At 59.9% G+C, this 11,873-nt stretch carries 9 protein-coding genes; 6 read left to right on the top strand and 3 right to left on the bottom strand.

Annotated elements, in window-relative coordinates; all coding sequences use genetic code 11:
- Positions 1 to 403 precede the first annotated feature (403 nt).
- The 5 genes from K426_RS27815 (at position 404) to K426_RS27795 (ending at position 4,354) form a co-directional block, all read left to right on the top strand.
- Positions 404 to 1,018: a hypothetical protein gene (locus tag K426_RS27815; RefSeq protein WP_066564469.1), complete on the top strand. Its 615-nt coding sequence runs from the start codon at positions 404 to 406 to the stop codon at positions 1,016 to 1,018.
- On the top strand, positions 1,015 to 1,971 hold the full coding sequence (locus K426_RS27810; protein WP_082749235.1) for a HEPN domain-containing protein: 957 nt from the start codon (positions 1,015 to 1,017) through the stop codon (positions 1,969 to 1,971). Before K426_RS27815 ends, K426_RS27810 begins: the two co-directional genes overlap by 4 nt.
- Entirely contained in the window at positions 1,958 to 3,037 is a 1,080-nt protein-coding gene (locus K426_RS27805) for a sigma factor-like helix-turn-helix DNA-binding protein (RefSeq protein ID WP_066564467.1), read from the top strand. The genes K426_RS27810 and K426_RS27805 overlap by 14 nt, the downstream gene beginning before the upstream one ends.
- A 251-nt stretch (positions 3,038 to 3,288) precedes the next feature.
- Positions 3,289 to 3,765: a UPF0158 family protein gene (locus tag K426_RS27800; RefSeq protein ID WP_206377604.1), complete on the top strand. Its 477-nt coding sequence runs from the start codon at positions 3,289 to 3,291 to the stop codon at positions 3,763 to 3,765.
- A 10-nt stretch (positions 3,766 to 3,775) separates the two neighbouring features.
- A complete protein-coding gene (locus K426_RS27795; RefSeq protein ID WP_066564465.1) occupies positions 3,776 to 4,354 on the top strand; it encodes a DUF7686 domain-containing protein in 579 nt (192 codons plus the stop codon).
- 49 nt (positions 4,355 to 4,403) lie between these two features.
- Here the strand turns inward: K426_RS27795 and K426_RS31590 are convergent, their stop codons facing one another.
- Positions 4,404 to 4,781: a hypothetical protein gene (locus tag K426_RS31590; protein WP_145907821.1), complete on the bottom strand. Its 378-nt coding sequence runs from the start codon at positions 4,779 to 4,781 to the stop codon at positions 4,404 to 4,406.
- 289 nt (positions 4,782 to 5,070) lie between these two features.
- Between K426_RS31590 and K426_RS27785 the strand changes: the two genes are divergently transcribed.
- The gene (locus K426_RS27785; protein WP_066564461.1) at positions 5,071 to 6,975 is read left to right on the top strand and encodes an ATP-dependent nuclease; all 1,905 of its coding nucleotides are present in this window, start codon (positions 5,071 to 5,073) and stop codon (positions 6,973 to 6,975) included.
- Positions 6,976 to 7,061: 86 nt separating this feature from the next.
- Here the strand turns inward: K426_RS27785 and K426_RS27780 are convergent, their stop codons facing one another.
- Entirely contained in the window at positions 7,062 to 10,547 is a 3,486-nt protein-coding gene (locus K426_RS27780) for an ATP-binding protein (RefSeq protein ID WP_066564459.1), read from the bottom strand.
- Positions 10,534 to 11,787, bottom strand: a complete 1,254-nt coding sequence (locus K426_RS27775) for a metallophosphoesterase family protein (RefSeq protein WP_206377603.1) — start codon at positions 11,785 to 11,787, stop codon at positions 10,534 to 10,536. Before K426_RS27775 ends, K426_RS27780 begins: the two co-directional genes overlap by 14 nt.
- Positions 11,788 to 11,873: the final 86 nt, after the last annotated feature.

Genomic DNA, 11,873 nt, shown 5'->3' with positions numbered 1-11,873 from the left:
ACCGGTCAAGTGCACCGTAGGACCACCGTAACTGTATTTTGAAACGAGCTGGAGCCGGTGCTCCGGCTTTTTTTCGTACAGCGGCGCACGCCCAATCGCGTGAATTCGGCTTATTCTCCAGCATGTTGGCCTTACTCATTCTTTCTGCTATCGTGGCGAGGTGCTGCGTAAAGGGTGGCTCCGGGACTGGTAATCCCGATCCGAAAAAAATAGCCCGAGAACTTATCGTTTTCGGGGTGCTGTCGTATATGTCCAGGCTTTCGGGCTAAAAACGGCGGCGCATGTCTTCGGATCATGTTACCAGCCCCGGGGCTCCCGCGCTCAGCGCGCGGGAGTTCGGGACCGTACCGCATCCGCCCCAACACTTCCGCCTGACCCGCATGGATGCGGACCGGAGGTGCATATGGGTAAGACCGCTCCTGTCACATCGCGCCGCGCCTTGTTGCGCGCGCTGACCGCCACGCCGATTGCCGTTTCCACCGCCATCGCTTCGCCCTGGGACGAGGCATTGGCGGCACTCCACCAGCATTATGACGATGAACCCACCTCGCCCCTGCGAAGCCGGGCAGGACGCAAGCTGAGCCGCGTGCGCTACCACCGGGCCGAGTCCTTCCTTCCAGACCGGCACCCGAGGCTGGATCAGGACTGGCCGCAATTTCTCTATCGCGCCGGGATCGCCGCCCAGCTGGGGCTTTCCTCGCATTTGCTGGATATCGGCTTTCCCGACCCATGGTGTGCTCGCCATATCCGCCTGCATGTCGCCAAATCGCTGACCTACGCCAATGCCACCGGCCTGGGTCATGACTGTCCCGACATGGCCCGGCTGGCGGTGGTTCTCGACCCCTATTGGAAGTGGAACCAGCCCCGTCTCTTTGGAGAGCCCGAACCCGATGATGGCGGCTTCACCGTTGAGCAGGTCCGCCCGCTGCTACGCGCCCTGCTCGACAGGGTCCATGAGGTGACCGGGCATCCCCGCCCCCCAGGCTGGCGTCGCGGGCAAAAGGAGGGTCGGTCATGATGCGCGGCACTGGCATCGACCAGCTGCCCAGGCCAGTGCGACAGGAGCTTCGCACGGTCACGGCCCTGCTGTTCGAGGCGTTTGCCCAAACCCTCAAAGGCAGATTGTCCGAGCAATACAGGACCGGACACATAGTCAAGCTGATCCTCCATGGTCCCCCTGCCCGGATCGTCCCATGGCATGGAGGAGCGGGAGATCCCCTCCCGCTGTGGGCGATCGTCAATCATCCCAAGCTCGTGCGCAGGAAGCAGGACTGGCATCTGGTCCGCGACCGTCTGCGCCGCGCATGGGAGTTTGGTGAGATTGCCCGCCCGGTACGGCTGACCGTCCACAGCCTGCAGCAGGTCAACAGCGCCCTGGCCGAAGGCATACCGGATTTCGTCACCATGGCGAGCGAGGGCATCTCGCTTTATGAGATGGAGGGATTCCGGTTCGCGTCGCCGCGGCTGTTGCCGCCATCGGAACGGCATGCGCGGGCACAGGTCGAATTCGCGCGCTGGTACAAGCGGGCGAGTGACTTCCTGACCGGCGCCGCTTTCTACCGGAACGAAGCCAACAACCCGATGACGGCGCTGTTGCTGCACCAGGCCTGCGAGCATCTCTACCAGTGCGTGAGCTGGACGCTGGCTTTGCATGGACGACGCACCCACGCGCTCGACGAACTGCGCGAGCTGGCAGAATTCCACGATGTGCGCCTGAAGGCGATCTGGCCGGGAGACAGCCGGTTCGAGCGCCGATGCTTCTCCCTTATCCGTCGTGCCTATGTCGAGGCGCGCTATGTGCCCACTTTTGCGATCACCGACGCGGAACTGGCCTGGGCCATGGAACGCGTCATCCAGCTGCGTGGCCTGGTTGGGGAGCTATGCCGGGAACGACTGGCCGCCATGGCTCCAGCGACCTTGTCACGTCACCATCATTGTTCCGCCCAGGGAGGCCAACATGTACAGCTATGAAGAGCAATGGCTGGCCGGGATGGACGGCCTCCCCGCGCTGCCGCGCATTCTGTTCCGGCTTCACAATTTTTACGATGTCGAGCCAGCAGCGATGGCAGAGGGGCTGGCCACCGACAAGACCAGCATCGCGCTCTGCCTCGCCGAAGCACGGACCATGATCCATGCCCGTTGCGCATTCGACGTACCGGAGCGCATGCCAGCTGACGCAGGCGGTCTTGCCATCGCAGCCCTGGAACGGCAATTGCGCCGCCAACATCGCGACTGGGCCGAGCAGACCCTTGCCGAGAGCGGCTATAGCGGCGCTATCCTGTGGCCTGAACCGTCCGAGCCTATCGAGGCCGATCACGACGCGGTCGCCGCGCTCATTGTCGCGACCTTGCCGTCCCAGCTGCGCAGGGCGGTCGAACGGTCGCGCCGTCGCGGAACCGCCACGGCCAATCTTTGGCGGCATATACCGCTTTGGCGCAGCATAGTGCGCCGGCGGCTGGATCGGGTGCGGCGGGAGATATCCTATTCCGGCTGGCGGCGCTTCGACGAATGGCTGGCCGATAGGATCGCGCCAGACCGTCACTATCCGCACGGCTATCCCACGCCTAAGGTTCGCCGCCGCCCCTTGCCGGATGAAGAGGGCTATCATCCCGCCCCGGACCTCAACGCCGCGCCGCTGACCGAAAGGCAGAAACTGATGCAGGCACGACTGGCTAACCTGCCGCCGCTCACCCATGACGCCTGGCTCCTTTTCATCCGCCATGGACGCACCGATGAGGAAATCGCGGAACGGCTGGGCATCAGCGCACGTGCCGCCCGGCGACGGATCGACAGGGCAATGCGATATGTGTGCGGCTGGCGCACTTCATCGCTGGCATTCCGACTGCAGTTCAACATTCAGCGACGGTGGGTGTGGCGGCGGCGGCAGTTCTCCAGGCGGTCACAAACGGAGGTCTTGGAAGAAAATTACCCCGGTCGCATGCCAGGCAGAGGCGAAACCGGGGTGTCCGAGGGCAACAATAATAAAGGGCCGACCGTTTTTGAAGTGCCTGAGATCGCTGATGCCCAGGCCCGATGATATCGAAGCTGCTCTCCACGTTGCCGCGGTTGACCGACGCGAACAAGGACGACTCCAGGGGTTCAGCTGGGACGGCGCGGATCTTTCTGTCCATAGTGCGGGCGCGGTGGAAAGCAGCTATAATAGGGAGCCTGTTGAAACAGTAGTGAGGCTCTGCCGATGCGGCACCGTGAGGCAATGGTGAGGAGAATGGCCCGTCGGCCCCACGCTCCCCGTTTCAAAATCCCCGCTATGAGTGACGAGGCGTGCGCATGATGCCGGAAAATGGTCAGGCGCGCTCCCTCCTCCTGAGCGACCTCATCGAGGCGCTCGAGTTTGTCAGCGCATCACAAGATGACGAACATCACGCTTATATCTGCAGGCAATCGGGCCGCATCCTCTTTGTGTCCGACAATGTGGAGATGGACGATGCGGAGGAATTGCCGGAGAATCCCGAGGAAGGCGATTATATTATCGTACCCCATCGACGCGATCTCGACCTTGGGAAAAGGCTCGCGCTCGCTTTCGTCGCTGAAGAACTGCCAGAAATGCGGGACAAAGCGAGGGACATTTTCAGCCGGAAGGGCGCCTATAGGCGTTTCAAGGATCTGTTGGAGGCGAAGGGCGCGCTGGAGAGATGGTATGCTTATGAGGAACGCGCGGTCGAGGCAGCCATGTGCGAATGGTGCGACGATGTCGGCTTGACCTGGATGCGCGATACCCGTTCAGCTGCGACAGGCAGGAGTTGAGCCCAGAACCATGTCGACCATTGCATGCGACCAGTGCCATAGCGGCGTTCCAGCCTTCGAGGTCACGCACTTCGGAAGTATCGAGACAGGTTACCGGGACCTTTGCAGCCGCTGCTACAATGAGGAGGTAGCCCGCCTGAGCGGGATAAGGTTCACCCATGTCGACTTCCAGCCCATGGAATTGCCCGATGCGAACGGGGACAAGCATCGGTTTCACTTTATACTGCGGCTCCTCGGCACGATGTTGACGCTGGAAGCTCTTGAAGTCAGAGCCGACGAACAGGAGGGCTACGAGTTCCAGGTCCATGGCGTGGCAGATGCCGATCCGTTTGCCCTTATGACGCGCCTGCTGGAACGGATGCGGCATGATCTTGCTGTGGTTCATCTGGTCGAAGGCGAATTGGGTTTGGCCATTTCGGGAACGACAGTTCGAGGCAGACTAACCTGCGACCTTGAATCCTCCGACTATATGCCATTGCTGATCATCGACGGGCGTGAGGTGAACTGGGAGCAATTTGGCCGCATGCTCATGTCCTTCGAGGGATGGCGGATACACCTCGAAATCCAGGACCCCAGCGAGGAAGTTTGAGAGCTTCACACCAGCCCTGCATCTTGGGCACGGCGTGACAGCCCGCACGCTAGTTCGCCGGCTTGCCTTGTACGGGAGGTTGAAGGTGGCTCAGCATTGCCAGCGTTATCTCTCGCCACCGGTCGGGCGTAAGCGAACGGCCGGCCCGCTTTTCGGCGGGGAGGGATAGATTAGCTTCCAACGCTTCACGGACGAACTCATGCACACACGGGTCGTTCATCTCCTCATAGACGACCCCCATCGCATCGAGCAGGCTGCAATTTGTGTCGAGCCCAAAAGCATCTGGATTTTCGGCGATGGCGCGGAGCACAGCCGCTTTCAGCGTCACATCGACGATGTGCTTCGCCATGAGCGCGAGGTCCTCCGCATGGGCAGCCGCCGCGTCAAGCACCAGGCGTTCAATCCCTTTTGCCATCGCATCATCCATCTGATTCTCAAGGAGAATATGACGAATGCATTCATGATTCCAGCCAATAATCGATCCAGATTGATCGACATTTATTCTCCGCCCACCGGCGATGGCGGTGCTACGCCCGCACGCACATAAGATGAACGGATCGGTAGAACATCGGCAGCGCCACTATCCAGAAAAATGAATTCCTCCAATCTGGGTCGATTAGGACTATACCCGCAGGGGGGACGCAGTCATAACGATCTCGTAACAGATATGATGTGGGATTATTCTCGTGGCGGAAAACAGATCAAAGCTAGTGCGTATGTTCGTCCGGAATATTGGCTGCATCGGCCCCGATGGCGTCAGCGTCGCGTTAGACGATGTGGTTTGCGTTGTCGGTCGAAACAATTCTGGGAAATCGACGCTACTTCGCGCGTACGAGCTCGCTCAAGGAAGTGAGAAGTTCGACTGGTCTCGCGACCGCCATGCCCATGCTACAGCCGATCAGCCTTCCGAGGTCATACTTGAAATCCATATCCCGGATGGAATTGGAAACATCAGTGAAGAGTGGAAGGAAAAAAGGGGGGATCATCGAATCCTGACGAGCCCCTGGCAATGGCACGAGTCGTACGTTGGCGACAGCAAACTCTTTCCGATCAGGCAAACGCGGAGGCCGGGGCAAATCGAAAACGAAGGCTATGCTGAGGATGGCAAAGCCGGCGGAGCTGATAATGTCTTCAAGTCCCGACTACCGCAGCCGGTTCGGATTGGATCCCGGGGAGATCCAACAGAGGCGGAGAAGGCACTCATGAAGCTCGTGCTTGAGCCTGTGGGCACTGCACTCTCGAATGCCGCGGCGGATGCGAATACCGCGTTAGCTCAAGCGGTTGCGCAGCTGACCAACGGCGTCAACGGGATCGTAAAACAACAAGAGGCCAAATTCAGCGCAGCCGTATCAGACGTGGAACAGGGATTCACCAGCGTCTTTCCCGGTCTTTCAGTCAAGCTTGATGTCCAGGCAGCAGCACCAAAATTTGATGCAGCCAAGCTAATCGCTGACGGCTCCGGTCTGCGCGTCACCGATGGTGGAGCTGAAGTTCAGCTGTCTCAGCAAGGAGCCGGCGCACAGCGAGCGTTATTTTGGACCATGCTCCAGGTTCGCAATCGCATAGTCAGCGATAAAAAGCTCCGCGATGACAAAATTAAAGCTCTGACCAAGGATCTCGGAAAAGCTCAAAAGGATGCGGAGAAGGCAAAGGAGATCCAAGCCCAAATTGATTCGATTCAGGATGGCGGCGCGCTGCCCGAGGATGCCGATGATCCTGCACTACCCGGTTATATATTGTTGATCGACGAGCCGGAAAACGCGCTGCATCCCCTCGCGGCCCGTGCGGCGCAGCGACAGTTGTACCAACTTGCCCAGCAGCCAGAATGGCAGGTCATGTTGACCACGCACTCGCCCCTTTTCATCAATCCAGCCATGGATCACACTACAATACTCCGGCTGGAACGCGAACATGCCGATGGGGGCTTCAGCCCAAAAACTTTCAGAACCGACGAAGCAGAATTTCAGGCCGATGAAAAAGAGAGCTTGAAAGCGATCCAAGAGATGGATCCGACCTTCTGTGAAGTGTTTTTTGGGACATACCCAATCATAGTAGAGGGTGACACCGAACATGCCGCCTTTATCGCCGCAGTAGTCGAAGCAGGACACGAACTCATCGATCAAGTCACGATTATCAAAGCGCGGGGCAAACCACAAATTCGCGCAGTTATGAAGATGCTAATTCACTTCCAGAAGGATTTTGGCGTTCTCCATGACTGTGACTGGCCACACGGCAAAGATGGAAAGCAAAATAAGGACGGTAGCTTGGCTAAGTCAGGCTCATGGGCGCACAATGCAGAAATTCGCAGACTGGTCAACCAGGCGAAGTCACTAGGTGTTGCTGTGGCCCATCACGTCAGCATCCCCGATTTCGAACGTCGGATCGGTTTGCCTCGCGGGACCGCAGGAAAGCCCTTCGAGGCGTATCTCGCGATCAAAAAGGACGATACCATCAAGGCCGAGGTGCAGGAACTCCTCCAAAACCTTAAGCAGCCGGAACGCCATGCCGAAGGTGCAAAGCCCGCATGTGATGCTGAGTCATTTGTCGATGGGTTGCTCCAAAACCTCCGAACAGGCGCCGCTAAACATCAGTGGGAGGACGCATTCCGTCTCGGCGACTAGCGCTGGGCGGCTTCATTGACTAATCCTATCCTCACGCACCCCCGCACTTCACAATTATCTCCAGCGGCAAGTCTGCTGAAGTGTAATTATGCCGTACGATCTAGGTCGATAATGTTTGCGACCCCCGCCGCCGCGAGCGGCTCTGCCAGAGCGCGAACGCTGCGGTGGTGGGTAAAGAGCAGAACTTGGTTTGTCTTGCCATATTCGGCGAGCAGATCGAGTGTTGACCGGCTGCGTTCATCATCAAAATGAACCAGAATGTCGTCGGCTATGAATGGTAGAGGCTCGGTCGCCCCGCCATAGTTTTCAAGACTTGCCAACCGGAACGCGAGGAAGAGCTGGTCGCGCGTGCCATCACTCATGGTGGCCACCGAAGCGATGCCTCCATTGGCCCGCCGTCCGACGACAACCGGATGCCCCTTGTCGTCAATATCGGTCTCGATACCGGCAAATTCGCCTAGCGTGGTCGCCGCGAAAAGCTCTCCTGCCCGCTGGATGAGCGGATCTTGCTGCTCCGCGCGGATCGTTGCCATCGCCGAAGTCACCAACTCGCGCGCGACCGAAAGTTCGAGATATCGCTCGAGTGCGAGATGCATCTGCGCCGCCGCTGTCTCCCGTTCAGCCACTGCGTGATTGACCTGGCTCTGGCTCAGATAGGCGGCGAGTTCGTCCTGTCCGGCCTTTTCCGCGAGGACGGCCGCCTCGATTTCACCCTCGGCTTCTGAAGTGCGGGCCTTCTGCTCCTCCAGGTCTGTCCGGACTTCATCGAGATCACGGCCGTCCCATTCCGCTCGAAGAGCGGCGAGATCAAGCTTGTCACCAACATCCATCGCGGTCCGCTCTGCCTGGCCTATCTCGTCGCAAAGTCCTACCCGTGCCTCGCAACGTACGGCTGCCTCCAATAGTGCATCGTCGTCAGCGGGATCGAGTTGCACGGACGCCGCCAGCGCCGTCAGTTCCACCTTAGCAGAGCCGACCGCATCCTGTGCGTAGCCCGCCTCGACCCTCGCTTCCTCATAGTCGGGGAGGAGGCCATCATATTGCGTCTGGGCTGTGGCATTGGCTTCAAGCCGGACCACCAGCATCTGAGCCGCGACCACGCAATCGTCACTCACCTCGATCTCGAGTTCTGCTGCAAGGCTACTGGCATCTGACCCTAGGCTGGCCTCATCCTCGACCATTCGCTGGAGCCTGTGGCGCGACTGTCCGATAGCCGACAGAACGCCGCGCGCGCCGGCCCATTCGGTGACCGCAATGCTGGCATCCGCCGGCGTAACATCTGGCCTGAGCCCCAGTGCTTTCGTTGCAGTCGGCCATCCTCCGTCCCAGGCTGCCTGGGCATCGGACCACAGCTGCAAGTCGGCTTCGACACGCTTGTGTTGCTGCGCGATCTCCTCCTGGTCGCGCTGGTCCCGAGTGAAGTCGGCATGCGCCTGTTCATGCCGGGAAATTGCGCTCTGCACCGCACTGACCCGCTCTGCAAACGACAGCGAGGGATCCAGATTGCGACGCTGTTCGATCCGCTCAAGCAGCTCCACTGTGGGGGCGAGCTGGGCTTCCTCGACCGCCAGGGCGTTCGACTGACCGCGCAGCCTTTCAGCTTCGTCCAGCACCTGTTGCCGTGCCTGCGCAAACAACAGCAGCGACGCAAGTTCGGGATGCCTGGCATGGAGGTCCGGGAAACTGTTCGACCATGCCGCGCCGCGCGCTTCCAACTGCCTGGAAAGCGCGTCCGCCTCGTTTTCGGCCGCCGTGGCTTCTGCTTGCGCATCCGCCACACGGCGCAGCGCCTGCGCAAGCGAGGCAGCACGTTTAGCTTCTGCGGCACGGCGGTCGGCCAGTTCATCGGCAGACACGAGCGCAGCATCGAACCTGTCGGCCGCCTCATGTCGTGAGTCTGCATCGTCCGGAAGTTGTCCGCCTACATAAGCTGACTTTATCGGCTTCCATGCATCCGTACGCGTGGTACGCGCCTCGGCAAGTGACGTGTCGCTCGCAATGATCCCGGAAGCCTGAAGCTCTGCGATATCAGCCTCACCGGCGGCGATGCTGCGCTCCGCCTGTCGTTTGAGCTTGGCCTGCTCCTCAAGCTGCGAACCCAATGTCTCACGCGCGACCTGTTCGTTTCGAACATCCTCCGCGCTTGGGCAGGTGAACGCGGCAAGCGCGTCGACGGTGTCGAAGCCGAGCAACGTGAGCCGTTTGGTCAATGCCTCGCTGTCATTGTCCAGCCCCTGTTGGCGCGCCAAGTGCGCCGACTTCTGGGCAGCAAGGCTTGCAAAGACCGAAGACGACGCTTCGGATGGAGCATCAAACCCTGCCGCACGCGCCGCATTCAGACGGTCGCCAAGCAGGGCGAGCTTATCTGCCAGTTCGCCGAGGCGGAGCTGAGCATTAGCTAGACTTGGCCGCCGCTCCAGCACCTCTTCGGCAAAGCGACGCACGTGGTCGAGCGCCGATTGATCAGGGATGAGCGCAGATAGTTCGGCATCTGCGGGAAGGCCGAGCATTCGGCGTAATGCGGCCAGTTGGGCTTCGCCATCATCGATCTCGCGCTGGCGATTGGCACGATCGGATCGCGCCTTGCGGACGTGGATCGCACGCTCGGCGAGATCACGGATACGCTTCTCCGACGCCTTGAGCGCTTGATTCACGACCAGAGCGTCTAGCCGGGCCTTGAGCCGGTCCCTTCGTTCGATGGCTCCATCCAGATGCTTTGCTGCCTCATTTCTCTTGTCCAATGCGGCTCGAACCTTGGTGGCGAAGTCGTCTCGGAAGGAGGCGATATCGTCATAGGCACCCAGTGCCAGCGCCAGACCGTCGAGCTGACGGAGATACGGAGCGACGCGCAGCACGCGCTCGAGCTTCGCCGTCGACGTGCCAAGACTGCGCCTCTCGTCACGCAAGGTGCCCAGCTTCTCCGCGGCGGCCAAGGCCGCCTTGCGCGTCTGTTCATAGGTTTCACGGGTCAGCTGTGCGCTGCGGGCGGTCTTGTCTGCCGCCTCAAAGAAGGTCAGCTGCTGGTAGAAGACACGACTCGCCGAACGCCTCGTGTCAAAAAGCTTGTCCGCTTCAGCATTGATACCCTCTAGGCGGGAAACAAGGGTTCGCAAGCCGCCACCCGCCTCGACAATCAGGCGCCCGATATCCCCGTCTGCATGGAGCAACCGCTCGCCGCCATTGCGCAAGGTTTCATGGTTGAGACCGAAGAGCGTTTCGAACCTGTCCCGGGTGATTGCTCCAAGAACAGGTGCGAGGACTGTATCGTCGAGTGCGGTGCCTGCCGAATCGGCCAAAGTTCGGCCATTGCCCTTGCGCCTTTTCAACGTCAGCACGCTACCGTCGGCCAACAGCATCGATGCACCGATACGCATGCCGTCATAGCCGAACAGGCTACCCCGCTGCGTATTCTTCGGGATCGAAAACAGGAAATCGCTGATCGCCTCGAGGCTGGTACTCTTGCCTGCCTCGTTAGCACCAAACACGACCGTGAGCCCCGCAGTCTCGGGGATGACCAGCTCTCGGCTGGCGCAACCGCCATAATTCTCAAGGCGAAGTTCAGTCAGGCGCATGACCAGCCTCACTCACAAGACTGCGTGCCAGAGCGGCAGCGCGTTCGGGGATTTCTGCGCGCATCTGCTCGATGAAGGAGTCGGCATGGGCACCGGCAGGCAATTTCGTGCGAATTTCAGCGAGCCGCGCCTCGAGAACCTCCGCGATCGCACTGTCCTGGCTTAGGCGCGTCAGCTCCTGATCAAGCCTTCCGGCAACAGTGGGGTCGACCGCCTCGGGGACAGCCGGATGCTGGGTCTCCAGTTTCAGCTTTTCAAGCCAAACATCATGCGAGAGCGTTGCCAGCAGCGTTTCAACATCCTCCCGGAAAGCCCCCCGCTCGAGGATCAACCTGGAATGGAGCGGAGTTGTGCCGGTTACGGTCAACCGAAGGGCAAGGGGTCGACCGTCGGCAGCCTCGGCGCAATCCGCGAGCCGGCTGCGTATGAGGTCCAGCAGTTCCTGCTCTTCCTTTGTCCCGGAAACATCGATAGCGACCGATGCCCAGCGAACGACATCTAGTGCCCTATGCTCAAGGCCGACCACTTTACCTTCATCAACCCTGACCAGCACCGCACCCTTGGGACCGGTCTCTCGCGGATGGCGACCCTGGAGATTGCCTGGATAAACGATATGCGGGTGCTCGCTTAGCACAGCATGGGCATGGACATGGCCTAGCGCCCAATAATCATATCCATGATTTGCGAGCTGCTCGGGCGTGCAGGGCGCATAGCGGGCATGATGACCTTCGCTGCCAGCACATGCGGTGTGCAGCACGCCGATATTGAACAATGCTTGAGCCGCCACTGGATACTCACGCGCCAGATCCTCCGAGACATCCGGGCGCGGGAAACTCCGGCCGTGAATCGCAACCCCGACATCGTCGAGCAGATGCGTGGCGGCCTTGGCCTTCGGAAAAACATGGACGTTGCCGGACAGGGACAGCTTGTCGGCAAATCGATTGGCGGAATCATGGTTTCCGAGCACCATGAATACGGCGATCCCGGCTTCGTCGAGCCGGCGCATTCCCTCCATGAAATAGAGGCCGGTCTGGAAGTTACGCAGATCGCCATCGAAAATGTCGCCGGCCAGTAGCATGAACCGGCAACCCTCGTGAATCGCAAGTTCGACCAAATTGTCGAACGCTTCGCGCGATGACGCTTCGACACGCGCGGCATATTCAGCCGATTTACCTGCTAGTCCGAGAAGTGGGCTGTCAAGGTGCAGATCAGCTGCGTGGACAAAGGTGAATCCAGTCAATCGAGTATCTCCCCGCCCAGACGTCATGGCACAAATCATCCAAGAATGTCTCGGAAAATTCCCTCCAATACAAAGCCCTCAGAGCA

The sequence above is a fragment of the Sphingobium sp. TKS genome (assembly GCF_001563265.1).
GTDB lineage: Bacteria > Pseudomonadota > Alphaproteobacteria > Sphingomonadales > Sphingomonadaceae > Sphingobium.
The sequence above is the reverse complement of the archived record's forward strand: the minus strand, read 5'-3'. Positions and strand labels throughout refer to the sequence as shown.

What these genes read in the sequence shown, in the direction of transcription:
- K426_RS27800 (WP_206377604.1), top strand. Translation starts at nt 3,289, where the DNA reads ATGATGCCGGAAAATGGTCAGGCGCGCTCCCTCCTCCTGAGCGACCTC.
- K426_RS27805 (WP_066564467.1), top strand. Translation starts at nt 1,958, where the DNA reads ATGTACAGCTATGAAGAGCAATGGCTGGCCGGGATGGACGGCCTCCCC.
- K426_RS27815 (WP_066564469.1), top strand. Translation starts at nt 404, where the DNA reads ATGGGTAAGACCGCTCCTGTCACATCGCGCCGCGCCTTGTTGCGCGCG.
- K426_RS31590 (WP_145907821.1), bottom strand. Translation starts at nt 4,781, where the DNA reads ATGGATGATGCGATGGCAAAAGGGATTGAACGCCTGGTGCTTGACGCG.
- K426_RS27785 (WP_066564461.1), top strand. Translation starts at nt 5,071, where the DNA reads ATGTTCGTCCGGAATATTGGCTGCATCGGCCCCGATGGCGTCAGCGTC.
- K426_RS27780 (WP_066564459.1), bottom strand. Translation starts at nt 10,547, where the DNA reads ATGCGCCTGACTGAACTTCGCCTTGAGAATTATGGCGGTTGCGCCAGC.
- K426_RS27795 (WP_066564465.1), top strand. Translation starts at nt 3,776, where the DNA reads ATGTCGACCATTGCATGCGACCAGTGCCATAGCGGCGTTCCAGCCTTC.
- K426_RS27810 (WP_082749235.1), top strand. Translation starts at nt 1,015, where the DNA reads ATGATGCGCGGCACTGGCATCGACCAGCTGCCCAGGCCAGTGCGACAG.